The 25,485-nt window shown below is 68.5% G+C and carries 23 protein-coding genes; 14 read left to right on the top strand and 9 right to left on the bottom strand.

Translation table 11 applies throughout. The features are described 5' to 3' along the window. Positions 1-31: 31 nt before the first annotated feature. The 9 genes from BJEO58_RS08470 to BJEO58_RS08430 are packed head-to-tail and all read left to right on the top strand — an operon-like array spanning position 32 to position 9,984. Positions 32-3,094, top strand: coding sequence for a Na+/H+ antiporter subunit A (locus BJEO58_RS08470; RefSeq protein WP_180951885.1), 3,063 nt, complete (start codon positions 32-34; stop codon positions 3,092-3,094). Then, positions 3,091-3,642, top strand: coding sequence for a Na(+)/H(+) antiporter subunit C (locus BJEO58_RS08465; protein WP_101589037.1), 552 nt, complete (start codon positions 3,091-3,093; stop codon positions 3,640-3,642). Before BJEO58_RS08470 ends, BJEO58_RS08465 begins: the two co-directional genes overlap by 4 nt. Next, positions 3,639-5,288 carry a Na+/H+ antiporter subunit D gene (locus tag BJEO58_RS08460; protein ID WP_101589036.1) on the top strand — a complete coding sequence of 550 codons (1,650 nt, stop codon included), beginning with the start codon at positions 3,639-3,641 and terminating at the stop codon, positions 5,286-5,288. The genes BJEO58_RS08465 and BJEO58_RS08460 overlap by 4 nt, the downstream gene beginning before the upstream one ends. Then, positions 5,288-5,926, top strand: coding sequence for a Na+/H+ antiporter subunit E (locus tag BJEO58_RS08455; protein ID WP_101589035.1), 639 nt, complete (start codon positions 5,288-5,290; stop codon positions 5,924-5,926). Before BJEO58_RS08460 ends, BJEO58_RS08455 begins: the two co-directional genes overlap by 1 nt. Beyond that, the gene (locus BJEO58_RS08450) at positions 5,923-6,573 is read left to right on the top strand and encodes an MrpF/PhaF family protein (protein ID WP_246076110.1); all 651 of its coding nucleotides are present in this window, start codon (positions 5,923-5,925) and stop codon (positions 6,571-6,573) included. The genes BJEO58_RS08455 and BJEO58_RS08450 overlap by 4 nt, the downstream gene beginning before the upstream one ends. Beyond that, positions 6,570-7,061 carry a monovalent cation/H(+) antiporter subunit G gene (gene mnhG / locus BJEO58_RS08445; protein ID WP_101589034.1) on the top strand — a complete coding sequence of 164 codons (492 nt, stop codon included), beginning with the start codon at positions 6,570-6,572 and terminating at the stop codon, positions 7,059-7,061. Before BJEO58_RS08450 ends, mnhG begins: the two co-directional genes overlap by 4 nt. Beyond that, positions 7,036-7,788: a response regulator transcription factor gene (locus tag BJEO58_RS08440; RefSeq protein WP_101589033.1), complete on the top strand. Its 753-nt coding sequence runs from the start codon at positions 7,036-7,038 to the stop codon at positions 7,786-7,788. Before mnhG ends, BJEO58_RS08440 begins: the two co-directional genes overlap by 26 nt. Positions 7,789-7,792: 4 nt before the next feature. Next, positions 7,793-9,271: a sensor histidine kinase gene (locus BJEO58_RS08435; protein ID WP_101589032.1), complete on the top strand. Its 1,479-nt coding sequence runs from the start codon at positions 7,793-7,795 to the stop codon at positions 9,269-9,271. Beyond that, complete coding sequence (locus BJEO58_RS08430; RefSeq protein WP_101589031.1) at positions 9,268-9,984, top strand: hypothetical protein; 717 nt, start codon at positions 9,268-9,270, stop codon at positions 9,982-9,984. Before BJEO58_RS08435 ends, BJEO58_RS08430 begins: the two co-directional genes overlap by 4 nt. Positions 9,985-10,045: 61 nt before the next feature. Here the strand turns inward: BJEO58_RS08430 and BJEO58_RS08425 are convergent, their stop codons facing one another. After that, on the bottom strand, positions 10,046-10,861 hold the full coding sequence (locus tag BJEO58_RS08425; protein WP_101589030.1) for an HpcH/HpaI aldolase family protein: 816 nt from the start codon (positions 10,859-10,861) through the stop codon (positions 10,046-10,048). Between the two features lie 83 nt (positions 10,862-10,944). Here BJEO58_RS08425 and BJEO58_RS08420 point away from each other — a divergent pair, with 83 nt between their 5' ends. Continuing rightward, a complete protein-coding gene (locus tag BJEO58_RS08420) occupies positions 10,945-11,538 on the top strand; it encodes an isochorismatase family protein (RefSeq protein ID WP_101589029.1) in 594 nt (197 codons plus the stop codon). A gap of 195 nt (positions 11,539-11,733) precedes the next feature. On the opposite strand, the gene BJEO58_RS08415 is transcribed toward BJEO58_RS08420, so the two are convergent. Genes BJEO58_RS08415 through BJEO58_RS08405 form a run of 3 tightly spaced genes read right to left on the bottom strand, consistent with a single transcriptional unit; the run spans position 11,734 to position 15,111 of the window. After that, on the bottom strand, positions 11,734-12,738 hold the full coding sequence (locus tag BJEO58_RS08415; RefSeq protein WP_101589028.1) for a glycine betaine ABC transporter substrate-binding protein: 1,005 nt from the start codon (positions 12,736-12,738) through the stop codon (positions 11,734-11,736). 37 nt (positions 12,739-12,775) lie between these two features. Continuing rightward, entirely contained in the window at positions 12,776-13,702 is a 927-nt protein-coding gene (locus BJEO58_RS08410) for an ABC transporter permease (protein ID WP_101589027.1), read from the bottom strand. Further along, positions 13,699-15,111: a quaternary amine ABC transporter ATP-binding protein gene (locus BJEO58_RS08405; RefSeq protein WP_101589026.1), complete on the bottom strand. Its 1,413-nt coding sequence runs from the start codon at positions 15,109-15,111 to the stop codon at positions 13,699-13,701. Before BJEO58_RS08405 ends, BJEO58_RS08410 begins: the two co-directional genes overlap by 4 nt. Before the next feature lie 470 nt (positions 15,112-15,581). On the opposite strand from BJEO58_RS08405, the gene aroD reads away from it, so the two are divergent. Further along, a complete protein-coding gene (aroD, locus tag BJEO58_RS08400) occupies positions 15,582-16,328 on the top strand; it encodes a type I 3-dehydroquinate dehydratase (RefSeq protein ID WP_101589025.1) in 747 nt (248 codons plus the stop codon). A 33-nt stretch (positions 16,329-16,361) separates the two neighbouring features. Here aroD and BJEO58_RS08395 read toward each other — a convergent pair whose 3' ends face one another. The 4 genes from BJEO58_RS08395 to BJEO58_RS08380 all read right to left on the bottom strand — a co-directional run bounded on the left by BJEO58_RS08395 (position 16,362) and on the right by BJEO58_RS08380 (position 19,733). Beyond that, a complete protein-coding gene (locus BJEO58_RS08395) occupies positions 16,362-16,661 on the bottom strand; it encodes a DUF4235 domain-containing protein (RefSeq protein ID WP_101589024.1) in 300 nt (99 codons plus the stop codon). Between the two features lie 105 nt (positions 16,662-16,766). Then, positions 16,767-17,687 (bottom strand): aminotransferase class IV, encoded by a 921-nt coding sequence (locus BJEO58_RS08390; RefSeq protein WP_246076111.1) that lies wholly within the window; start codon positions 17,685-17,687, stop codon positions 16,767-16,769. Between the two features lie 34 nt (positions 17,688-17,721). After that, a complete protein-coding gene (locus tag BJEO58_RS08385; RefSeq protein ID WP_101589022.1) occupies positions 17,722-18,387 on the bottom strand; it encodes a TetR/AcrR family transcriptional regulator in 666 nt (221 codons plus the stop codon). A 134-nt stretch (positions 18,388-18,521) separates the two neighbouring features. Continuing rightward, positions 18,522-19,733 carry a VIT1/CCC1 transporter family protein gene (locus BJEO58_RS08380; RefSeq protein WP_101589104.1) on the bottom strand — a complete coding sequence of 404 codons (1,212 nt, stop codon included), beginning with the start codon at positions 19,731-19,733 and terminating at the stop codon, positions 18,522-18,524. Positions 19,734-20,055: 322 nt separating this feature from the next. Between BJEO58_RS08380 and BJEO58_RS08375 the strand changes: the two genes are divergently transcribed. The 3 genes from BJEO58_RS08375 (at position 20,056) to BJEO58_RS08365 (ending at position 24,282) form a co-directional block, all read left to right on the top strand. Further along, positions 20,056-22,236: a M20/M25/M40 family metallo-hydrolase gene (locus tag BJEO58_RS08375; protein WP_246076112.1), complete on the top strand. Its 2,181-nt coding sequence runs from the start codon at positions 20,056-20,058 to the stop codon at positions 22,234-22,236. Between the two features lie 201 nt (positions 22,237-22,437). Further along, on the top strand, positions 22,438-22,887 hold the full coding sequence (locus tag BJEO58_RS08370; RefSeq protein WP_101589103.1) for a DUF3817 domain-containing protein: 450 nt from the start codon (positions 22,438-22,440) through the stop codon (positions 22,885-22,887). A gap of 48 nt (positions 22,888-22,935) precedes the next feature. Then, on the top strand, positions 22,936-24,282 hold the full coding sequence (locus BJEO58_RS08365) for a hypothetical protein (RefSeq protein ID WP_101589020.1): 1,347 nt from the start codon (positions 22,936-22,938) through the stop codon (positions 24,280-24,282). A 12-nt stretch (positions 24,283-24,294) separates the two neighbouring features. Here the strand turns inward: BJEO58_RS08365 and menC are convergent, their stop codons facing one another. Then, positions 24,295-25,413 (bottom strand): o-succinylbenzoate synthase, encoded by a 1,119-nt coding sequence (gene menC, locus BJEO58_RS08360; RefSeq protein WP_101589019.1) that lies wholly within the window; start codon positions 25,411-25,413, stop codon positions 24,295-24,297. Positions 25,414-25,485: the final 72 nt, after the last annotated feature.

Raw genomic sequence — 25,485 nt, 5'->3', positions numbered from 1 at the left:
ACAGGAGACCGAAGGACTGGGGTGTGAGCCGATGGGTGTGCTGCTAGGACTCCTGTTCCTCGCAGCGCTCGCCGCACCCCTGATCTTCCGCGCACTGGGCCGCACCGGGTTCGTCGCACTGTCGCTCGTCCCCTTCGTCGGCCTCGTGCACTCCCTCACCCTCATCCCCACGGTCTTCTCCGACTCACCGGAGCCGGTCGTCGAAGTGCTCGGGTGGATGCCGCAGCTGTCGATGTCGATCGTGCTGCGCATGGACGCGCTGTCCTGGATCCTCTCCCTGCTGGTCACCGGAGTCGGCGGCCTGGTCTTCGTCTACTGCAGCCGCTACTTCGACTCCGATGAAGTGCGTCTGGCCCGGTTCGCGGGCGTTCTCATGGCCTTCGTCGGGATGATGTACGGGCTCGTCGTGGCGGACGAACTCCTCACGCTCTTCATCTTCTGGGAGGGCACGACAGTGTTCTCCTACCTCCTCATCGGTCAGTACGCGGGCCGGCAGCAGTCGCGACGCGCCGCACTGCAGGCGCTCATCGTGACGACCTTCGGCGGACTCTCGATGTTCGTCGGAATGATCCTCCTGGGGGTCCACTACGGGACCGGACGGATCACAGAGATCGTCGCGATCGGCTACGACGGACACGGACTCACTGCGCTCGCGATCGTCCTCCTCCTCATCGGCGCCCTCTCGAAGTCCGCGCTCATCCCCTTCCACTTCTGGCTGCCGGGTGCGATGGCGGCACCCACGCCCGTGAGCGCATACCTGCACGCCGCCGCCATGGTGAAGGCCGGCATCTACCTGGTCCTCCGCCTCTCTCCCGGTTTCGCGGACATGCCCTACTGGCGCGAGGGGCTCATCGCGGTCGGGCTCCTCACGATGCTTCTGGGCGGCTGGCAGGCGCTGAAGGAGACGGACCTCAAACTCATCCTCGCCTACGGCACCGTGTCCCAGCTGGGCTTCATGACGATGATGGCGTCGTTCGGAGACCGGGACGTCACCACTGCGGCGCTGGCACTGCTGCTGGCCCACTCGATGTTCAAGGCGACCCTGTTCCTCACCGTCGGCATCATCGACCACCGCGTCGGCACCCGTGACCTTCGGAAGCTGTCCGGCTACGGACGCTCCTATCCCCTCATCGCCGTGTTCGGCACAGTGTCCGCCGTGTCGATGGCGGGCCTGCCGCCCACGATGGGCTTCCTGGCGAAGGAGGCCGTGTACGGCACACTCCTGGACCACGGGACGAAGCTCGCGATCGTCACGCTCATCGGCGTGTTCCTGGGCTCCGTCCTCACCGTCGCCTACTCCGCGCGGTTCGTCTGGGGCGCTTTCGCCTCGAAGCCGGGCGTCGAGGCGACCGTCCGCACGGAATCCGACGGGCCCCTCCTGACCGCCGCGCCGGCGGTCCTCACACTCATGACGATCGGCGGTGCCTTCGCCGCCGGGGTCATCGACCGCATCGCGACCAGCTGGTCCTCCCAGCTCGCCGTCGATCCCGCTGCGGATCCCGCAGATCCCTACCACGTCGCGCTCTGGCACGGATTCGAGCCGGCACTGCTCGTGTCCGCACTCACGATCGTCGCCGGCGTCACGATGTTCGTGTTCCGCCGTCAGGTGGGCCTCTTCCAGGCGGCGCTGCCGGACGGGATCGATTTCCACCGCAGCTACCGCCGCATCATCGGCGGCCTGGAGAAGTCCGCAGCATTCGTGACCGCACGCACGCAGCGCGGTTCGATGCCCTTCTACCAGGGCGTCATCTACGTCTTCGCGATCGGCGCGCTCGGCATCACGCTGCTGAACAATGACGTGTGGCCCGAGGAGGTCGTGTGGATCGACAGCGCCGTGCAGGTGCTGCCTGCGGCCATCATGGTGATGGCGGCCGTCATGGTGACGCGCATGACGAAGCGGTTCGCCGCGGTCGTGGTGTGCGGACTGACCGGCTACGCGATGGTTGTCTTCTTCGCGTTCCAGGGAGCTCCGGACCTCGCGCTCACCCAGATCCTCGTGGAGACCATCACGATCGTGGTCTTCGTGTTCGTGCTCCGGCGCCTCCCCGCACGGATCGGCAAGGGCGACAGCAGGGTGACCCCGGCGCTGCGCACCGTCATCGCGGTGTCGTTCGCCGTCGTGATGATGGTCCTGGCGGTCGTCGTCCTGGGAGCGCGCCAGCACCTGCCGATCTCCGGTGTGTTCCCGCGGCTCGCGTATGAGGGGGGCCACGGGCAGAACATCGTCAACGTGACCCTCGTCGACATCCGGGCGTGGGACACGATGGGTGAACTCGCTGTCGTCATCGCGTGTGCGATCGGCGTCGCCAGCCTCGTCTTCGTCACGGGGCAGGGCGACAGCATCTCGCCGCTCGGTGCACCCAGGCGCGGCCGTTCGCGATTCCAACCGGTCACGGAGTCCGTCCGACCCCGTCCCCTCGACCTGAGCGGCACGCCGGAGTCGCGGACCCACTCGGTTCCTGCCGGGGATGCGCCGACGGCGGAGGAGAAGCGCAACGCGTGGCTGCTGGCCGGGCGCACGCTCGCGCCGGGCAACCGCTCGATCGTCCTCGAAGTCGCCGTCCGTCTGCTGTTCCACGCGTTCCTCGTCTTCTCCGTGTACCTGCTCTTCGCAGGCCACAACAATCCGGGCGGAGGCTTCGCCGCGGGACTCGTCGCCGGGCTCGCCTTCATCACCCGCTACCTCGCCGGAGGACGCTATGAGTTCGCGGAAGCCGTGCGTCTGCCGTCCGGTCTGCTCATGGGCGTCGGTATGCTGTTCGCCGCGGGCACTGCGGCCAGCGGCTTCCTCTGGGGCCATGCGGCGCTGCAGTCGTTCTATGTGTCCACCGACCTGCCGCTGCTGGGATACGTCAGCTTCGGCTCATCCGTCATCTTCGACATCGGGGTGTATCTCATCGTCGTGGGGCTGGTCGTGGGCATCATCCGCAGCCTCGCGGTCGAAGTGGACATCCAGCTGGTCGAGGACGAGGACCGCATCGCGGAGGAGCTGCCGAACGACGTGGACACCGCCGAATACGACCGGATCCGTGAACTCCTGGGGCGCACGGATCGACTCGACGTGGACGGAACGAGTGCGGGGGGTCGCCTGTGACCCCGCCCCTCGTCATGGTCATCGCGATGGGAGCGATGTACGCCGCAGGCATCTACCTCATGCTCGACAGGTCGCTGACCCGCGTGCTCCTGGGGTTCCTGCTCATGGGCAACGCGACGAACCTGCTCCTCCTGCTCACCGGCGGGCTGCCCGGACGGCCCCCGCTCACGGATGGGGAGGACCTCTCGGCCGAGGGGATGCTCGACCCGCTTCCGCAGGCGCTCATCCTCACGGCGATCGTGATCTCCTTCAGCCTGACGGCCTTCCTCCTCGCGATGGTCTACCGCTCCTGGCGGTTCGTCCGCGACGAGTCCCTCCAGGACGACCTCGAGGACATGCGCGTCGCGCTCGAAGCGACCGGCGGGTCCGGCGACGAGGCGGGGACGAGCGGCGAGTACGAGGACACCGAATTCGGCGATGAGGCACTCACCCCCCTCGATGACGATGCACCGGACCTCGACGATGACGGAACCCCGGACGAGCGGGCCGCGCTGCGCGAGGCGCACGAGGCGGCCTCGGGCCACGACACGGAGGAGGAGACGCGATGAACGACCTCCCCGGCCTCATGCTCGCCCTGCCGATCATCCTGCCGCTGCTGGCAGCAGGCGCCACCCTGATCTCACTGCGCAGCTCCCGTGTGCAGAGCATCATCACGATGGTGACGCTCATCGCGACGACGGCCCTGTCGGTCCTCCTCCTGGTGCAGGTGGACCAGCACGGGCCGCACGTGCTCGCGGTGGGTGGATGGGCGCTGCCGTTCGGCATCGCCCTGGTGGCGGACCGCCTGGCGGCTCTCATGCTCGTCGTCTCGAGCATCGTGACGCTGGCGGTCTACGTCTACGCGACGGGCCAGGACACGTCGCGGACGGAGAAGAGCGACGACACCCCGGTCTCGGTCTTCAACCCCGCCTACCTGATCCTGTGCGCCGGAGTCTCGAACGCGTTCCTCGCGGGCGACCTCTTCAACCTGTACGTCGGCTTCGAGATGCTGCTGGCGGCCTCCTACGTGCTCCTCACCCTCGGCGCCACGACCCAGCGGATCCGGGCGGGCGTCACCTACATCGTCATCTCACTCGTGTCCTCGCTGATCTTCCTCTCAGCGATCGCGCTCATCTACGGTGCGACCGGCACTGTGAACATGGCCCAGTTGTCCGACCGGCTCGCGGAGCTGCCGGTCGACATCCAGATGATCCTGCACGTCGCCCTGCTGATCGGCTTCGGCATCAAAGCGGCGGTCTTCCCCCTGTCCTTCTGGCTGCCGGACTCCTACCCGACGGCCCCGGCGCCCGTCACCGCGGTGTTCGCCGGGCTGCTCACGAAGGTCGGCATCTACGCGATCATCCGGACGGAGACGGTCCTCTTCGCCACGTCCGATCTGCGGTCACCGCTGCTGGTCGTCGCGGGCCTCACGCTGCTCGTCGGGATCCTCGGTGCGATCGCGCAGTCGGACATCAAGCGCATCCTGTCGTTCACACTGGTGTCCCACATCGGATACATGCTGTTCGGCGTGGCCATGGGCACGCACCTGGGCCTCACCGCCGCGATCTACTACACGCTGCACCACATCGTCGCGCAGACGGCGATGTTCCTGGCGATCGGACTCCTCGAGCTGCGAGCCGGGTCGACGTCCCTGCGGAAGATCGGCGGTCTGTCGACGCTCGCGCCGCTCGTCAGCATCCTCTACCTCATTCCGGCCCTCAATCTGGCGGGCATCCCGCCCTTCTCCGGGTTCATCGGCAAGGTCGCGCTCTTCGACGCGGGCTTCCACTCCTCGGATTGGCTCGTGGGCATACTCGTGGGCGTCGGCACCCTCACCTCGCTCCTGACCCTCTACGTCATCGGGAAGTCGTGGAACATCGGGTTCTGGCGGGATCCCGCTGACGCGGCCGAGCCCACACCGGCACTCGTGGCAGAGGCGAAGGAGCGCCGCGATTCGCTCGCCCGGACCGGGACGTGGAGGAGCACGGTGCGCCCCTCCACGCTCATGACTGCGGCGACCGCCGCCATGGTGATCGTGTCGTGCCTGCTGACGGTGCTGGCCCAGCCGCTGTGGCAGGTCTCGTCCCGCGCTTCACAGGGGCTCATCGGCCCGGAGACCTACACGTCGATCGTCCTGAACAACGACGAAGCGGACGGAGTGGGCGACGGCCGCTCCGCCCTGGTGCCGGAGAACGGCGAAGGGGGTGACCGGTGATGGTGGCACGCAGACGTCGCCAGAACTTCGTCGAGCAGCTGCTCTACGTGCTCGTGCTCATCGCCGTGTGGATCTTCCTGTGGGACGAGGTCAGCGGCATGGTCGTCATCAGCGGCGCGCTGCTGGCGTTCGCCCTGATGAGAGCGTTCTACCTGCCGCCCATCCAGTTGTCGGGCAGACTGAACGTCTACTACGGGACCTATTTCCTGCTGTGGTTCGTGCTCAACGTCTTCATCGCGTCCTTCCAGGTCGCCTGGCTCACCGTGCGCCCCCGGCCGGTGGACGCGGGGTCCGTCATCGCTGTGGACCTCGCGACCCGCTCGGACCTGCTCATCACCCTCGTCACCATGGTGAACGGGCTCATCCCCGGATCCCTCGTCATCGAGATCGACCGTGCCCGAGCCGTCGTGTTCGTCCACGGACTCAACTGTGCGGACGCGGAGGAGCTGGAGCGGGTGAGGGAGAAGACCCACCGGATCGAGACCCTGCTCATCTGCGCGATCGGTTCGCCCCACGACATCGAAGCGCTCAATGACGCACGTGCGGAGCGCGGACTGAAGCCCGTGCTGGAGAAGCGCGCGATCCGCGAGCGCGCGCGGCGGGCCCGAGCGGCGAAGGAAGCGAGGGCACGAGGATGAATGGTCAGCAGGGGATCCCGCTCGTGTCCGTCGACGACGGCATGGGTCTCATCGCCGCGATCGTGATCGGCGCGGTGTTCCTCGCGGCTGTGGTCGTCGCGATCGTCCGCATCGTCCGGGGGCCGTCGATCCTGGACCGCATGATCGCGACCGACACACTTCTCGCGACGATCATGTGTGCACTGGGAGGATTGGCGGCCTTCAGTGCGAGGACGGACCTCTTCCCCGTCGTGCTCGTCATCGCGATGTTCGGCTTCGTCGGCGCCGTGGGGGTCTCGCGCTACGTCTCCCGCGCCGACCTGCGGACGACCTCGCGATTCCGCCGGATGGGGCGCGGCCAGGGGTCAGGCTCCATCGGGACTGCCGACGGGCACGAACCGACGGTCCCCGAACTCGCGATCGAACTCGAAGCGGCCCGGCGGGCTGATCCGGAGCGAGACACCGGGATGGAGACCGCCGGAACGGACCTGGACGCGTCATCGACGCGAGTCACCGACGGTCCCGACGACTGGTCGCAGAGCCACGAGGCCCCGCACGGGGGCGACCACGATTCTGAACCCACGGCGGAGGCCGTCGCAGACCCTCATGCGCAGTCGTCCGGTGCGGAGCATCGCGAGGACGAGACCAGCGGAGGTGGTCAGCCATGACCCTCGACATCGTGTCCACGGTCTTCATCGCGGGTGCGGCATTCCTCTCGCTCGCCGCGGCGATCGGTGCAGTGCGCTTCCCCGATCTTCTGTCGCGCATGCACGCATCGTCGAAGCCGCAGCTGTTCGGCCTCGTCATGGTGATGTTCGCGGTGGGTCTCCAGATCCAGCAGTGGGGCCCGGTGACGACGATGCTCATCATCGTGCTGTTCCAGCTCTTCACGGTTCCCGTCGCCGCTCATATGATCGGCAGAGCGGGGTACCGGACGAAGCATCTGCGCCGTTCGATGCTGTACCGTGACGAACTGGACGAGGCCGTGGCCCGCGCGCAGGCCCGTGACGTCCACGCGCGTGAGACCGCAGAGCGGAAGCAGGCGGCACAGGCCGCACGCGACAAGGACCAGGAGACCGCCGACCAGTCCGGCGGGTCCGCGAGTGGAGAAGACAGGACCCCCATCGATCATGACGAGCCAGACACCGGACGCTGAGTCCGACGCCCCACTCGTCCTCGTCGCGGACGATGAGCCGGATGTCCTCGGAGCAGTGGTCCCTTTCATGCAGAGGTCCGGATTCCGCGTCATCTCCGCCGACGACGGCAGACTCGCACTGGACGAGATCCGCAGGCACCGGCCGGACGCCTGCGTCCTGGACGTCCTCATGCCGGGTGCTGACGGCCGTGAAGTCCTCCGCACTCTGCGTCGCGAGGAGAACTGGGTCCCCGTCGTCCTGCTCACCCAGGTGGGAGAGGCCGTGGAGAGGGCGATGGCGCTCGAAGAGGGCGCGGACGACTACCTCAACAAGCCCTTCGATCCGCACGAGCTCGTGGCGCGTGTCAGGGCTGTGCTGAGGCGGACGAAGAACGATGGTCCGCCCCTTGCGACCGCACCGGTGCTCCGCTCGACGTTCGGACTGGCACTGGAGCGCGTGGGGCGGCGCGCCTGGATGGGCGACCGCGAGCTGGTCGTCACTCCCAAGGGCTTCACACTCCTGGAATACCTGATGGTCCACGCCGACGAGCTTGTGGAGCGCTCGCGCCTCCTCGAGGTCCTGTGGGGCTTCGACGATGCTGTGGGGACGCGCGCGGTGGACTCACGTGTCGCAGAGCTGCGGCGTGTGCTCGGCGAGGACGCGGCGGATCCGCGGTGGATCGCGACAGTGCAGGGCCGGGGCTATCGATTCGTCGCCTCCGTGGCCGGCGCCGACTCCCTGAGGTGACGCGATGAACTCGTACCTCGTCTTCGAGATCCGCATCTGGCTGGTCCTGGTCCTGGTCCTCCTCGTGGTGGCCGCGGCAGCGGTGGGCGTGTGGTTCCTGATCCGGTGGGTCCGCAGCCTCCGCGATGCCGCGGTCGACGAGACGCGGGCGGCCGCGGAAGCGGACGCGCTGCAGCGGCGCAATCGCATGCTCATCCGCCTCGATCACGAACTGAAGAACCCGCTCACGGCCCTGCGGACGTCTGCGGCCACCGTCCGGTCGGCGGCGGAGGACGACGCCCCTGACGGAACGGTCATCTCCCAGTCCGCACGACAGATCGACACGTCGGCACGGCGCGTCGCCCGCCTGCTGGCGGATCTGCGCAGACTCGCGGACGTCGAATCGCGTGCGATCGACTTCCGCCGGATCGACATGGATGCCCTCATCCAGCAGGCGGTCGAGGACGCCCGTACCGCGCCGGGTGCGGAGGACAGGATGATCGTCGCGACCGTGGCGCGCGCACCGTGGAAGCTCCCCGATGTGCTGGGCGAGGAGGACCTCCTCCTGTCCGGGATCCTCAACCTGCTCGGCAACGCGATCAAGTACTCGTCCGATACGGACACGGTGGAGCTGAGGGCGAACGAGCAGATCATCGACAAGCACCGCTGGGTCGTCGTCGAGGTCGCGGACACCGGGTCCGGGATCCCCGTCGACGAGCAGCAGTCCGTCTGGGACGAGCTGCACCGCGGGTCACGGGTGCGGTCAGTCGCAGGCTCCGGCATGGGGCTGTCGCTGGTCCGTGCGATCGTGGCGCGGCATGGAGGATCGGTCGAGCTGTTCAGCCAGGAGGGGATCGGAACGTCTGTGCGTCTCGTCATCCCCGTGCTGGGGGACGCGCCGCCTCCGGGCGAACTGGACGGCTATGGCGCGCAGGCCGCGGCGGGATCGCGCCCCGTGCAGCCGTTCCAGGATCAGAAGGCCCACTCAGGTCCGGGTGCCGGGCAGATCCTGCCGCCCCGCGAGCCGAACTCCGACGAGCAGCGGATCATGGGAACGCCCCGCCGCACGTCCAAGCGGAGGATCCAATCCGTCAACGGGGAGCTCGTCGATACGAGCACGGGCGAGAACTTCGGTCCGACCGGCGGTCGGCAGGGGCAGGGCGGACCGGGGTTCGACTCCGGGCCGTATCACCGGTTCAAGCCGCCTCACCCCCCTGGAGGGGCCCCCAGCGGCCCGCAGCAGGGCACGCCGTATCCGGGGGCGCAGCCCTTCAGTGCTCCCGGGCCGGGGGCGGCACCGGGCGCACAGGTGCCTGACGGATCCGGCCCTGCACCGCAGGCCCCGTACGGATCTGGCCCTGCACCGCAGGCCCCGTACGGGGCCGGTGCCGGACCGTACCCACCCGGCGGATCGGGGCCTCCTCCATCACCGAGGCCCGACGGCGCTTCGCAGCAGAACGGTCCTCACACGGGCGACACCGGTGAGGCGGGGCGCACGCCGTGACCCGGCATCAGCTCCCGCGGTGGCGGCGCTGGGGCGTCGCCGCCGCCAGCGCCGCTCTCATGCTCATCGTCAGCGGCTGCGGCCTCGTCGGGGTGCGCCTCTCGGACGAGGCCGGCGGCCCGCTGCGCGTCGGAGCGCAGCCCTCGATGGGTCCTGAGCCGGAACCCACGGAGACCCTCGACCCGGCGCTGGTGGACCACACGCTCCAGCATGTCACCTTCACGGACCGCTGCCCGGCGCGCGTGTCGATCCATGTGCCCAGCCGATGGACCGGCAACGCGACGGACACGTCCTTCAACGCCCGACCCGCCGACTCAGGGCTGGATGGCCCCCGGCTCTCAGTCTTCTGCTCGGAGTCGTTCAGTGAATCGGCTTCGGAATCGGTGTCGTCGCTGCAGAGCTACCAGTTCAGCGATTCTGCGACCACGATCGGTGCAGAACGCACCGGACAGGCGGGCCCAGGGTATTTCTGGACGTACGAAGCGGAGCTGGGACCGGAAGAGGCGTGGTCCCTCGATGGCCCGACCTCGGCTGTCGGCAGTGTCGTCGGCTATCCGATCGCCGGGAAGGTGTACCAGATCCAGTTCAACTACTACTTCGCCACCGACGACGAAGCGGCCCGTGGACTCGCGACCGCATCGATCGCGAACCTCACCGTCGAGGGCTCTGCGATCGGTGCGCCGCAGTGGTCGTCAGATGCAGGCGACGGCTGATCCGAGTTCGTGCGTCCTGCCTCAGGCCGCATGCTCGCTGTGCAGCTGCGAGGAGCCCTCGTCAGTACCCCTGGTGCGGAGCGGCCTCCGCGACCGGTGAGCCCGTGGCGTGCGAGCGGATGGCGGAGAGGCCCTGCGTGAGCCCGCGGGCGAAGACTGAGAGGTCGGCCCCGTCGGAGAGGACGGTGAAGCCCTTGTCCCACGCCATCTGCGCGAAATCGGTCGAGGGGCAGAAGATGCCGGTCGCTGTACCGGACTCCCGGCCCGCTGCGACGACCGCATCGAGCGCGTCGAGGAAAGCCGGGTCGTCCCAGCGACCCGGGACGCCCAGGTTCGTCGACAGGTCCAGGGGACCGACGAAGAGGACGTCGACCCCGTCGACCTCACCGATGGAACGGGCGTTCTGCACCGCTTCGGGGGTCTCGATCTGCGGCAGGAAGACGGTGAACGCGTTCGCGTCGGCCTGGCTGATCGCAGGATCGCCTCCCTGGTAGAGGTCGTGCGGGAGGCCGAACGCGGATCCTCGCCGGCCCACGGGCGGGTACTTCATCCAGGAGACCATCTCCGCGGCCTCCGCGGCCGTCTGCACCCACGGCATCATGATGCCCTCCGCACCGGCGTCCAGTGCAGTCGTCACGAGGTCCTTGCGGTGACCCGCGACCCGTACGAAGGACGCGATGTCGAGGCGCCGGGAGACTGCGAGGGACGTCCTCACGTCGTCCAGCGACCAGCCGGTGTGCTCGAGGTCGTAGAGGATCCAGTCCGCACCGCTGCGCGCCGCCAGCGCACCGATCCCCGTCGTCGCGAACTCGAGCGTGAACAGTCCCACCTGGGGAGCGCCCGTCTGCAGGGCCTCCTTGAACGTCGTCGTCGTCATGCCGCCACAGTAGCGGACTCCTCCACCGCCATCGGCGTCCGAGACTGTCGCGGTTCCGGTGCCGGGCGTGGGATCCTGGACGCATGGATGCTCTTCTTCTCGTCGACACGACCCGCGAACATCTCCCGTCGCCCCTGCCGCAGCCGCTCGTCGATCTGGTGGCCCGCGCCCGAGGTGTCGGCGGAGTCATCGTCCACGTCGCCGACCGCGCCGTCGACGACGGAGCGGCCGGCGAAGGCTCCGCGGACGGCGCTGAGGGCTCCGACGAGAGTGCGGGCAGCGCCGACGGGGGCGCGGATGCGGGAGGTGTGGCCGAGGAGCACGACGGCCAGGCGGGCGAGCCCGACGACGCGGAGGACGTCGACGTCCAGCCGCAGATCGACTCAGTGCTCGGCACGACGGAGGACGAGCTCGTCCTCGTCTCCGCAGCCCCGGACGCGTTCGAAGGGGTCGAGGACCTCGCGGACGGCTTGGACGACCTCGGGGTCGATCGGATCATCGTCGCCGGCTCCAATGCCCGCGGCGCGGTTCTGGAATCGGCGGCCGCGGCGCTGGCGATCGGCTTCGAACTCACGGTGGTCGCTGACGGGATCGTCGAGCCCGGCGAGTGGATCGCGGATCTCGAGGCCGCCGGCGCCGTCGTGAAGAGCGGCGCGGACGTGTGGCTCAAGATGTGAGCCGAATCGTCGTGCGGCACAGCTGCATGTCGTCGGGTCCTCGTGACGGACGACGCTCAGCTGCGCGTGTCGAAGGGACGGATCGTGTGCGGTGTCCCTCGTCCGTGAACGCGTCCGCGAACGCACGAGCGGCCCGGGTCAGAGACCCGGGCCGCTGTGCACTGCGCGGCTGTGCACTGCGCGTCTGAGCGGTGATCAGCCCAGCGCGCCGGCCTTCCAGTCTTCGACGAACTGCCCGTTGTCGCCGACCCACTCGTCGACGGCGCCGTCGAGGTCTTCGCCGCCGTAGTTGTCCTCGGAGAACATGACGTTCTCCAGGCTGGAGAGGTTCTCGTCGTCGATCACGAGATTCTTCAGCAGCTGGGTCGCCGCCGGGTTGTCATCGGCGAATCCGGGACGTGCGAAGTTGTAGATGACCTCCGCTGCGCCCATCGCGCCTTCCGGATCTTCGAGGTCGCGGACCGGGAACGCGTCGTAGGCCCAGTGCGGACGCCACAGGGTGACGAGGACGTCGTCACCGGCGTCCGTGGCCGACTGGAGCTGCGCGAGCATCGCCGGGGTGGACGAGACCGCGAACTCGTAGTCCTCGAGGCCGTAGGTCGGGATGGCCTCTTCCTCGGTCACACGGGTGAGACCGGCTCCGGCCTCGATGCCGTAGATGGTGCCGCCGAAGTCGTCGACCATATCGGGCAGGTCTGCGATCGACTGCGCCTCCGAATCCTCGTTCACGGCGAGGGTCAGCTTCGCGTTGTCGTACCAGCAGCCGGCAGCCTCGAGGTCGTCGCCGAACTGTTCGATGTAGTCCTCGTGCGTGACGGGCAGCCAGCCGTCCATGACGAAGTCGATGTCGCCCTCCGCGACGGCGGTGAACGCCGGGCCCGCGTCGAACGCCTCGACGGCGACGGTGAAGCCGTCCTCTTCGAGGACGTGCTTCGTGAGGTGCGCAGCGGCGAAGGACTCGTCCCAGCCGTTGAACGCACCGATCGTGATGTCCTTGTTCTCGTCGGATGCGACGTCCGCCTCTGCGGACTCCTCGCCCGGCGTGCAGTCTGACCAGTCGGTCTCGCCGCTCGCTGCGGTGTCGCCGCCCTCGTCACCTCCGCCGCCTTCGTTTCCAGCGTCGGTGGCACCGCATGCGGTGAGGGCGAGGACACCGGCCGCCAGTGCGCCGGTGAGCGGCATGAGCTTCGTAGTCTTCATATCTGGACTCCCTTTCGTGAGTAGTCGTCTGTCTCGCTCAAGCGGATGCGCGCTTGGCGCGCTCGAGCGGGGTCTTCTGTCCGAGTCCTGCGGTCATGCGGTCCAGGAAGACCGCAATGATCACGACCGCGAGCCCGGCTTCCACACCGATGCCCACGTTGAGTCGGCTGATCGCGCCGACCACTTCGCCGCCGAGGCCGCCGGAGCCGGCCATGCCGGCGAGGACGACCATCGACAGGGCGAGCATGATGACCTGGTTGATGCCCGCCATGATCGTTGCCATGGCCAGCGGCATCTGGATCTTGAAGAGGATGTGCGACGGGGTGGCGCCGAATGCGTGTCCGGCCTCAACCTTCTCGCCGTCGACCTGGCGGATCGCCAGTTCGGTCAGCCGGACGCCCGGGGGCATCGCGAAGATGATCGTCGCGAAGGCACCGGGGACGATCCCCACGCTGAACATGACGATCGCCGGAACGAGGTAGGCCAGCGCCGGCATCGACTGCATGAAGTCGAGGATCGGCTTGATGATCGTCGACACGACCTGCGACTTCGAGGCGAGGACGCCCAGTGGCAGAGCGAGCGCGAGTGCGACGATGACCGCCACGATCACGAGCGCCAGCGTGGACATCGAGTTCTCCCACTGGTCCAGCGCCCAGATGGCGTAGAAGCCCAGGAACGTGAAGACGGCGACCTTCCAGTTCGACGCGGCCCACGCGATCCCCGCGAAGACCAGCATCATCATGATGACCAGAACTGCGCGCAGGACACTGGATTCGGCGATCGTCTCGTTGTCGACAAGCACCTGCGGGAACGACAGGACGAGGTAGAGGTACTCGTACGACGTCTGCATGAGCCACGTGAAGCCGTCGATCAGCCACTTGAACACCTCACCGAACCAGGTGATGAAGGCATCCGCCCAGGCGCCCAGCGGGATCCGCGGATAGAGGAAGTCGAGGAAACTCATCGGTCAGCTCCCTTCGTGTCGTCGGCCGGGCCTCCGGAATCGGGACCGTCCGTCCCGTCGGGGAACGTGGTCGTGGACGACGCGGCGTGAGCCGGCTCGTCCGCGTTGCCTGCGGCCGCGATGCCCGGCTTGGGCTCCGGGGCGTCCGAGTCGTCGAGTGACGGATCGATGTCGTCCTGGGGTTCGACGGTGGCCGGAAGGGGCGTCACGAGGGGCATCTCTCCCGTAGCCGGCCCCAGCTGCGACATGGAGTTGAGCACCGCGATGCGGGGGATGACGCCCAGCAGTCGATTGTCGTCGTCGACCACGGCCAACGGCACGCGCGCCGTCGACGAGGGGGCGAACAGCTCGGACAGCGGAGTATCCGGGCCGACCGTCAGGATGCCCTCGGTCTCGAGGTGGTCGCTCAGCGCTGTCGCGTCCTCACGTGCCGCGCGGACGGCGCTGCTGTCGGACACCGTGCCCAGCAGGTGCCGGGTGCTGTCGATGACGAACAGGCCGGACACTCGTTCGCGCTCGAAGAGCCGCATGGCGGTGCGGGGGCTCGCCGAGTGGCGGACCACCGCGTTCGTGTCCTGCATGATCGACGACGCTGTGAGTACGCGGGTCCGGTCGACGTCCTGCACGAAGTTCGCCACGTAGTCGTCCGTGGGACGGGTGAGGATGTCCTCCGAGGTGCCGATCTGAGCGATTCGGCCGTCCCGCATGACCGCGATCCTGTCGCCCAGGTACATCGCCTCGTTGAGGTCGTGGGTGATGAAGACGATCGTCTTCCCGAGCGAGGCCTGAAGCTCGACGAGCTGATCCTGCATCTCACGGCGGATCAGCGGGTCGAGTGCGGAGAACGCCTCATCCATGAGGAGGATGTCCGTCTCCGCGGCGAGGGCGCGGGCGAGGCCGACGCGCTGCTGCATGCCGCCGGACAGCTGGTTCGGGTACTTGTCGCCCCATCCGCCCAGACCGACGGCGTCCAACCACGTGTCGGCGCGCTCGATGGCTTCACCGCGCGCGACGCCCTGGAGGTTGAGTGCATAGGCCGCGTTCTCACGGACCGTGCGGTGGGGGAGGAGAGCGAAGTGCTGGAAGACCATGGAGATGTGATCGCGGCGGGCCTGGCGGAGTTCGGTCGTGCTCATGGTGCCGATGTCGTTGCCGGCGATCTCGATCGTGCCGTCGGACGGTGCCCAGAGACCGTTGATCATGCGGATCAGAGTGGACTTGCCCGATCCGGACAGTCCCATGACGACGAAGATCTCGCCCTTGCTGACTTCGAAGCTCGCATCGATGACTGCTGCGGTGCCCAGGTCGGTGAGATCGGAGCGGTCAGCGCCTGCCTTGATGCGCTTGACCACTTCCTTCTCGTTCCGCCCGAAGACCTTCCAAACGTGCGAGGCGCGGACTACTGCCACGTGACCGCATCCTTCCTATTGTGGACGATTCTCTCGGTGGACCCGGGTGACGACCGAAGGGGACGCGGTGTCGACCTCGGTCTTGGGAGAACCGACCGATTGCTGGGTGAGCGAACGGCTGGACGACCGGGCGCACAGCGCGAACACCGGCCGTCGCCGTGATTCCACCGACTCAGTCTAACCCTGCTCCTGTGGATAACTCTGTGGATCTTGGAGCAGGGGGCCAGGGGACACCAAGGCTGCTCACATGAGCAACCCTCTCACCTGCAGAAACGACGAGTACTCTCGTTACCCTATCGTTAGGCGGTTTCCGCGTGATCATTGCGCCGATTCACAAGAAGGCGGCCTCCTGTGGGCTCTTGCGGCGCGAGTGCCACGATGCGGAACTCGCTGATCGGCACTGCGCGCTGATCGGCGGCGCGGGCGCCACGTTCGGCGACCGGAGCCGCGGGCGTCGGTAGAGTGCCGACATGAAGCCGCTCCCATTCGTGCCCGGTGCCCGTCCCGCGATCATCGTCCCGATCCTCGCGCGCACGGGGGAGGCCGCTGCGCGTCAGGCGATCGCGGCGTCCTCCCATGAAGGAGTCGACGCCTTCGAGTGGCGGATCGACCCGCTGTTCGCGCCCGACCGCCGTGAGGGGCGCGACGGCATCACAGCTGATCTCACGCGCTCCTATGAAACCTTCGCCCGGTCGCGGGTTCCGACTCTCGTCACGGTCAGATCAGAGGCTGAGGGCGGATACTGCCCGGTCGACGCGTATGCGGATGCCGTGTCGGCGGCGATCTCGCTGGCGCCTGAGGCTGTCGACGTGGAGATCGGACGGAGTGGATCCGCGGAGCTGTTCGCGGCGGCGCGGGAGCGCGGTGCGGCGGTCGTCGCGTCCGGGCACACGTGGGAGTCGACGCCCCCGGCCGGCGAGCTCGAGGGGCTGTTCGCTCAGATGGCAGGGGCCGGTGCGGACGTGGCGAAGGTCGCGGCCATGCCGCACTCCATCGATGACGTGCTCACGCTGCTGGGCGCGACGTGGCGCGCTTCCCAGGCGCACGAGATCCCGGTGATCGGGATCTCGATGGGGGAGCTGGGTCGAGTGACGCGCCTCTGCGGTGCGGAGTTCGGGTCGGCTGCGACGTTCGCCACCGTGGGCTCAGGCTCGGCTCCCGGTCAGATGACTGCGGAGCAGGTCGATATCGTCCGGTCTATCCTGCTCCGCGGCTGAGCGCCGTTCCCACGGCGCTCAGCCCCAGCGCGTTCAGTTCTCGAGGCGCGCCTGGTTCGGGCGCATCGCCTTGGGCAGTGTTTCCTCGCCGAACTTGCTGCGGATGGTCTTCGCCGCGTAGCGCTGGACCGTCAGCCGGACGACCGCGACGCCCACACCGGACACGACCGTCCAGGCAAGGGCTTCGGCAAGGCCGATCTCATCGTCGTTCGGGTTCGTCGGGACTGCGCGGTGAGTCGACTTCTCCCACACTGTCGCGAGCGCCTTGCGGGTCGCCATTGCGGCGAGTGCCGTGCCGCCCACACCGATGATCTGCCAGGCGATCTTGCCCATGTTCTCCTCCTGCTGATGGCGGGTGCGATGCGTCGTCGCCCTCAGCCTAGCGGCTGCGGCGAGCGGCAGCGCTGTGGAGGTCGGACCGTCGTCCGGAGTCCAGGATCAGGCGGCGCGGATCCATTCGTGCAGGCGAGACGTGGAGGCGGGGGCGTGCGGGAGGGCCTTGCCGTCGACCTCGAGCACTGGAACTGCCGTGCGGACGGAGGAGACGAGCCATGCGGCGTCCGCTTCGACGACATCGTCGATCGTGAGGTCCGCGTACTCGACGGTCAGCCCCGACGCCGCGGCGCCGGCGAACACGGCGCGCTGCGTGGTGCCGTGCAGCAGCCCCGCACGCGGATCGGGGGTCAGCAGAGTGTCCCCGCGCTGGATGACGAGGTTCGACGTCGGCCCCTCCAGGACGATGCCGTCGTTGGACACGAACAGCGCTTCGTCCGCACCCTGTGCGACGGCGTGGCGTGCTGCGGACTGGTTGACCGCATAGGACAGGGTCTTCGCGCCGATCAGCAGCCAGGGTGCGGACTCGCCCACGTAGGCGTCGTAGCCGCGGTTCAGCGTGACGACTCGGACGCCCCTCGTGCGCTGTGCGCGCTGGTCGTCGGACAGTCCGATGGGGAAGGCCCAGCCCCGGGGGCCGTGCGGGATGCCGACAGTGCGGTGCGCGGCCGGATCCGCATGTGAATCGAGTCCGCGGGACATCGCGTACCGGACTGCGAATTCTGTGACGTTCCCGTCGAAGGTGCCGATGACTGCCGCGATGACCGCAGCGACGGCCTCCTCGAAGAGCTCCCGTGGAGGCTCGGGCAGGTCGAGCATCGCTGCGGACTGCTCGAATCGTGTGAAGTGCGTCTCCCTGCTGTGCACGAGGGCTGCGCCGGTCGCATCGACTGTGACGAGGACCGTCTCGAAGATGCCCTCTCCCCGGTGGATCGCGAGGTCCTCCACGGGGAACTGCGCCGATTCCAGGTGCGTGGCGGTGACCGTTCCGGCATCGATGTCGATGAGAGCGAGGGCTGTCTGCATGCGGCCCATCGTAGGCCGGGCGCAAGCGTCGCGGTCAGTCTCGCCGTGTGACTCCGTCCGTCCACACATCAGCGAGGGTCTGCGCGATCGAGGCGAGGGGTGCGGTCGACGTGCTCCCGTACCCGGGGTTGAAGCGCTGCGGCGCGTAGAACTCCGTCATGGATCCGAGCAGCTCCGCCGCTGCGCGAGTGTCGAGGTCGGGGCGGATCGTGCCTTCGCGGATGCCGCGGTCGAGCGAGTGCTCGATGCGGATGTGGAAGCGACGGCGCGCGTAGAGCCCGATCTCCGCCCCCTGCGGGTCGGAGGGCGCGAGTTCGATGAGGATGCCGAAGAGGTCATGGTTCTCGCCGTAGAGCTCGAGATAGGCGAGGGTCGTCGCCTCGACGGACGCGCGCGGATCGTCGGGGTCCCAGGGTGCGCTCACCGATCGGTACACGTCCTCATGGAAGACCGCGAGCAGTTCGAGCATGAGAGTCCGCCGGTCCTCGAAATAGCGGTAGAACGCTCCCGCGGAGATGCCTGCTGCGTCGGTGATGTCGGAGACGCGCACGAGTCCGTATCCGCGCTCGCCGAACAGGTGGCGGGCGGACGCCAGCAGGCGTGCTCGTGTCTCCCGCCCCTTCGGGGTGGTGGGGCGGGGAGGTGTGGGGAGTGCAGGAGGGGGCTGGAGACTCGGAGGAGATTTCTGACGTCTGTCCATGGTCAGCTCGATCGATGTCGGAGGCGGTCGATGGAACGGAGTCTACGACGCGAGACCCGTGGTGCTGCCGCGCGACGAAGGCGGGCGGCGAGCTCGTGGAGCTCCGCCGGCACGGGTGATCCCCGGCTGCGGGATCACCCGACGGAGGTGCCGAAGAGGAGGCCCAGGAGGTAGGTGATCGCGGCGGCGCCGAAGCCGATCGCCAGCTGCCGCAGCGCCCGGGGGAGCGGGGCCCGGCCGGACAGGATGCCCACGATCCCGCCGGTGCAGAGCAGCGCCAGTCCCACGAGTGCGGCGGCGAGGATCACCGCTGGAGTCCCGTTCATGCCGAATGCGAACGGGAGGATCGGGATGACTGCTCCGGACGAGAAGAAGCAGAAGCTCGAGATCGCCGCGCCCAGGCCGGTTCCCAGCTCCTCGTGCTGATCGGTGCTGTCGCGGTCAAGGGTGGGGTCACCGCGGTGTCCGCCGACGGGTCGACGGCGGACGGGGGACTGGGCGGCGCGGATCTGGGCGGAGGCGGCGGAGCGGGCATGCTCCTCTCCCATGCCGCGAGCACGGTAGACGAGGGCGAGCTCGTTCGCGTCGAGGTCCAGATGGGGGAGGGCGCGGCGCGACTCGGGATCCGGCTCCGAGGCCTCGAGCAGCTCACGCTGCGAGCGCACCGAGACGTACTCGCCGGCCCCCATCGACAGTGCGCCGGCGAGCAGTCCGGACACGCCCGTGAGCAGGACCGCCTCGGGTGACATGCCGGCCGCGGCGACGCCGAGGACGAGGGCCAGGTTCGAGACGAGGCCGTCGTTCGCGCCGAACACCGCGGCGCGGAAGCTGCCGGACAGTCGCGCCCGTGACTGCTGCGCGAGAGCCCTCACGACCTCGGCGTGGATGGCCTCGTCCGCCGCCATGCGGGACGTCGCCCACCTGTCCGTGGCGTAGGGCGACTGCGATTCCGACTGCTGGGCGAGTGCGAGGACGAAGACGGAGCCGAAGACCCGCCCCAGGAAGGCCAGCACGAGCGTTCCGAGCGACGGGCGCCTGCGCGGTTCCGCGTAGTCGCCGAGCAGGGTGGTCCAGTGCTCCTGGTGTCGGGCCTCCGCCTCGGCGAGCGCTGTGAGGATCTCCGCCTCCTCGCCGTCCCGGCGCTGGGCGAGGGAGCGGTAGAGGCGCTCCTCGAGCCGTTCGTTCGCCAGGTGCTTCTGCCAGCGGCGCACAAGGGCCCTGTCCGGACCGGAGAGGGTGTCCTTCACGGTGTAGATGGGGCCGGTCAGCGGTTCGCGGTCCTCATCCGGGGTGAGTGCGGATCCTGGGGAGTCCGTACTCGGCTCATCCGGCTGCTGGTCCGTCATGCGTGCCATGCTCCCTCGAGGCCCCGGTCCCGGGCCTCCTGCTCGTCATCGTCCGATGCGTCGGTGGACCGCCGACGATCTGTCCGTGCAGATTCTAGGAAACCCACTCACTGAATTCAATACTTGCGCAACTGCTTGAGTGAAGAGGTGCGCGTCGAGGGGAGCGCGCACTGCGGTTCGTTATCGTTCCGTGACCTGAGCCCGTGACCATTCCGTTACTGTGTGAATCGTGTGATTGCGATCACTGATCGCTGAGCGGATGTTCCCCGCCGCGAGTGATCCCGAACGAAGACATGACGCACGCGGCATCGGAAGGATGACCATGCAACTTGTACCCAAGACGGCCGGACGCGCTCTGCGCTGCACGGTGGGAGTCGCCGCGGCGGCCGCACTGGGCCTGGCCACTGCGGCGCCGGCGCTCGCCTCGCCGACGGACCCGGGAGGTCCGACGGAGCACACCGACATGGGCGTGACGGGCGCAGATGCGATGGAGCATCTGCAGCAGCTGTCCGATATCTCGCTCGCGCACGCCGACGACGGCTACCGCGCGATGGACACGGCAGGATACGAAGCGGCGTCTGAGTACGTCGAAGGAGTCCTCGAGGGCACCGGCGCCTTCGACGTCTCCCGCCACACCTTCGAGGTCGCCGATCAGACGTTCGGTGATGTCGCGTTCTCCGTGGGTGAAGCCGACTACGACGTCGAGCCCTTCGCCTACTCGGAGGCGGCGGACCCCGCGCTGTCCGACGCGGTCCTCGCGCTGCCGACCGATGACTCCTACGGCGATGGCGCCGGCGGAGAGCTCGGCTGCGATGCGACGGATTTCGCGGACGTGACCGACACGATCGTGCTCATCCAGCGCGGTGAATGCGCGTTCGGTGAGAAGACCGCGAACGCCACCGAGGCCGGAGCGGCGGGCGTCGTCATCTACAACACCGAAGACGGACCGATCAACGGCACCCTCGGCGAGCGGATGGAGGGCAGCGCCCCCACCCTCGGACTGCAGCAGGCCGATGGTGAGGCGCTCCGCGACGCGCTGGTCGAGGCGTCGGAGGCGGACCCCGCCGAGGAGGTCACGGCCGACTTCACCTTGGAGACCGAGTTCACGACCGTGGAGACCTGGAACGTCATCGCGGAGACCACCGCGGGTGATGACGACAGCGTGCAGATGATCGGCGCGCACCTCGATGGAGTCACGGAGGGTCCGGGCGTCAACGACAATGCGTCCGGCGTCTCCGGTGTGCTGGCCGCGGCGGAGGCTCTCGCCGCGCAGCCGACAGACGTCGACCACACAGTGCGGTTCGGCTTCTGGGGTGCTGAGGAGGTGGGCCTCGTCGGCTCCACCGAGTACGTGAACTCGCTGTCGAGCGAGGAGCTCGACCGCATCCAGGGCTATCTGAACTTCGACATGATCGGCTCGGAGAACTACGTCGTCGGCACGCTCGATTCCGACGGCTCGGACGTCCCGCTGCCGCCGGACGTCAATGTGCCTGAGGGCTCGGCGGAACTCGAGGCGATCTTCACCGACTTCTTCGATGAGATCGGTCAGCCGCACGTCGGCACCGAGTTCTCCGGGCGCTCCGACTACCAGGCGTTCATCGACAACGGAGTTCCTGCGTCAGGCCTCTTCTCCGGAGCGGATGCCATCAAGACCGCGGAAGAGGTGGAGCTGTTCGGCGGGACCGAAGGAGTCCAGCAGGACCGGAACTATCACACGATCGACGACACGATCGAGAATGTGTCGACGGAGTCGATCGACATCTTCACCCCTGCGATCGCGTTCGCTGCGCACAGCGTGGCGTTCGAGCTGGTCGATGAGCCCACCGAGGAGCCGACGGACGACCCGACGGGTGAGCCCACGGACGATCCCACTGAGGATCCGACAGGCGAGCCGACCGATGAGCCGACGACGGAGCCCACGGACGATCCCACGGATCAGCCGACGGATCAGCCGACGGACGACCCGGCGCTGATGATCGCCCCGGACACCGTGGGGGTCTCCGACTTCGTGGACGCGGACAAGGGCGTCGACCTGTCGGTGACCGGCTTGGAGCCGGGTGACGACGTGGACTTCACCGTCACCCCGACGTCGGGCCAGAACACCGAGGAAGCCGTGATCGAGGCTTCCGCGGACGAGGACGGCGTTGCGAGCACGAAGGTCTACGGCACCAGCCCGGACGCCGCGGACAACTACATCGGCGACTACTCCGTCGAGGTCGACGGCGTCGACGCCGCGGACGCGAACGCAGGTGCTGAGCAGGCGGCTGCCGAGGCCTCGGCAGCGGCTGACCTGAGCGGCACGTTCAGCGTCGTCGCGGACGAGGACGCGCCCGGCGGAGGCGACGACGGTGACGAGGGCGGCAACGGCGGCGACGACGGTGACGAGGGCGACAGGCTGCCCCGCACCGGTGCCGACACGCTGCCGCTCTTCGCAGCCGGAGCGGCACTGCTGGTCGGCGGCGCAGCGGTCGTGGCCGCCACGCGCAGCCGCCGTCGCAGCTGAGCCGTCTGCGCAGCGGGAACGTGCTCGCCTGCTGAGGCGATCCATCGACGCTGACCTGCCGGTGAGCTGACGAAGCGGGCTCCGCGCCCTCCCTGGTGGAGGGCTCGGAGCCCGCTTGCGGTGTGCCCACGGACTGAGCGATGGATTCTCGCGATGCAGATGGAGCGCGCAGGCTGCGACGATGACCGACACGATGGCGGGATGACACCGAAGCGCCTGTTCTCCATCTTCGCGATCGGCGAGGCGATCACCTGGACCCTCCTGCTGCTGGGCATGTTCCTCAAGTACGTCACGCAGACCACTGAGGTGATGGTGAGCATCGGCGGCGGACTCCACGGGTTCATGTTCCTGGCCTACTGCGTCACCACGGTGTTCGTGGGAGTGTCGCAGCGGTGGGGGCTGGGCGCGATCGTGCTCGGGCTGGGCTCCGCGATCATTCCGTACGCCACGATCCCGTTCGAGGTCGGGGCGAGGCGCCGTGGCCTGCTGGACGAGGCGTGGGGCCTGGCCGACGGCGGTCGAGAGCCGCGGACCCTGCTCGAGCGCCCCATCGCCTGGGGGATCCGGAGGCCCATCGCCGCCCTCCTGACGGGTGCGCTGGCAGTCGCTGTCGTGTTCGTCGTGCTGCTGCTTCTGGGTCCACCCGTCTGACGTCGTTCATACTGGAGGTCCGCAACGTCGCCGTCGCTAAGGACAGACATGCTCCAGGCCACACTTTCCGAGATCCTGCTCCTCGTGCTCGTCGTCGTGGTGCTGGCAGGCTGCGTCACCGTCGTCGTCGCTGCGCTGACGGGTCTGCGCCGGATCGCGGCGCAGCTCGCCGAAGACCGGCGCGAGCGGCACGCGCTGGCAGAGTCCGCCGCGGAGCACGAGGCCGAAGACGTGCGGGCGAAGGCCGCGCTCGCAGAGGCGCAGACCGGACTGCTCCGCGCCCAGACGCGGGCGGCGGAGGCGGACGTGCGGGCTGCGGAGGCGCGGGAGCGTGCCGCAGACGCCCGGACGAGGGAGGCTGAGGCGCACCACCGGGTTGCCGATGCGCAGACCCGAGCGGCCGAGGCCCAGGTGCTCGCCGCGGAATCGCACGGGCGTGCGGCACAGGCCCAGGAGCTCGCTGCTCAAGCACAGCAGCGGGCCGCCGAGGCCGCGGCCGCCATGACTGCGACGCAGACCGGTCCGCTCGGCGTGGACGGAGGGACGCACGGCTCGTCGGCCGAGGTCGCCGCGGACGGCCCCACTGGCGGCACGGACGGCGATGGTGGTGCACCCGGTTGGACCGATGCACTGGCCGACATCCAGCAGGCGCTGGGCGGCGTGGGCGGCCTCAGCGGCCTGGGGAATCTGGCGAACTGGGGTGCGGGCGGATTCGGCGGAGCGTCCGACGGCGGCTCGCGCGGATCGGCGACGGGTGCGCAGCCATGGGACCCCGAGCTGTTCGACCGGCTCCCGGACGAGGTCCGCAGGATTCTGCGTGACCTGCAGAAGCGCAGAGGCGTGGATGGTCTCGACACGGAAGCACTGCGGGGCTGGCTGAGCGAGCGATTCGGTGGCTGGGCCGATCAGCGACGTGCCGGTGCAGACGGCGGTGCCGGCTCAGGGACGCACCCAGGCTCAGGTGCGGCAGATGGCGCCGCCGGTGGCTCGGATCGCCGCGCGGGCTTCCAGCCGGAACCTGAGCCGGAGTCGGAACCGGGGCCGGAGTCGGAGCCAGGGCCGAAGCCTCGGGAGGACGACGGGGCAGAGACCGGCCCTGACGCTGCCGGAGGCCCGCCCGCGGGTGTCTGGGCCACGGACGACGAGGCGACCGACTCCACCGACTCCACCGACTCCACCGACTCGACCGGCTCGACCGGCGGGATCGACGTGAACGCGCTCATCGAGGACGCGCTGCGAGACCGCAGGCGGCGCCGGGACCGCAGCTCATCCGCCGAAGCTGGTCCTTCCACCTCTGCGGATGATGCGCGCGCAGCAGGGGATGAGGGAGATGCCGACGGCGGTGCCGACGCTGACGATAGCGGGGACGCTGACGACGGCGGCGAAGCGCGCTGACCCGCCCGCGTGTCAGCGTGTGATGTCGATGGTCTCCGTGCGGAACTTCTCCAGCTGATCCGGGTCGATCGTCACACCGAAGCCGGGGCCTCTGGGGATCTCGACGGCGCCGTCGCGCTGCACGATCTCCTCCGTGATGTCCTCGTGGAAGAAGCGCTTCGAACCGGAGATGTCGCCCGGCAGTGAGAAGCCGGGAAGGGTCGCCAGTGCGGCGTTCGCGGCGCGGCCCAGACCGGTCTCGACCATACCGCCGTGCCAGACTGCGACACCGTGGGCGGACGCGAGGTCGTGGATGCGCTTCGCCTCGAGATAGCCGCCCACGCGCCCGGGTTTGATGTTGATGACGGCGGCAGCGCCCAGGGAGATGGCGTCCGCCGCGGATTCCGCGGACACGATCGACTCGTCCAGGCACATCGGCGTGCTCATGAGCTTCGCGAGCTCACCGTGCTGGCGGATGTCCGCCTCGCCCAGGGGCTGCTCGATGAGGAGCAGGCCGTAGTCGTCGAGCTTCTTGAGATGGGCCGCATCGACCAGCGTGTACGCGGCGTTCGCGTCCACCTGGAAGAGGAAGTCGTCGCCGTACTCCTTCCGCAGCGCGGCGACGGGTTCGAGGTCCGCACCCGGCTTGATCTTCAGCTTGATGCGGGCGTAGCCCTCATCCAGATAGCCGCCCACGGCCTCGAGCAGTTCGGGGATCGATCGCTGGATGCCCACGGACACCCCTGACGGCACGGAGTCGACGACCCCGCCCACGTACTCCTTGAACGACTGGCCGCGCATTCTCAGCTGCGCCTCGAGCACTGCCATCTCCAGGGCTGACTTCGCCATGGGGTGGCCGATGATGGGCTTCAGATGCCATCCGACCGTCTCCGCCGTGAGGTTCTCCACGCCGAAGAGGATCGGGGCCATCCAGTCGCGGGTCACGGCGATACCACCATCCACGTACTCATCGGAGTAGAGCGGCGAGATCATCGCGACGGATTCGCCCCACCCGGTGACCGGCCCGGACTCCGTGTCGAACGTCGCCTCGACGAGGTAGCAGTGCTTCTCCGTCTGCCGAGCGAAGGACGTCTCGAACGGTGTGACGAGTGGAAGGGATACGCGATGGAGGCGGAGCGATGTGAGCTGCATGACAGCACACTAGCAATCGCGACCTGTGCGCCCGCGCGCTCGTATCCGTGTGCCACTGGTGCCGGCAGCCGC

The organism is Brevibacterium jeotgali (assembly GCF_900169175.1).
GTDB lineage: Bacteria > Actinomycetota > Actinomycetes > Actinomycetales > Brevibacteriaceae > Brevibacterium > Brevibacterium jeotgali.
This window is presented reverse-complemented; position numbering and strand designations above follow the sequence as displayed.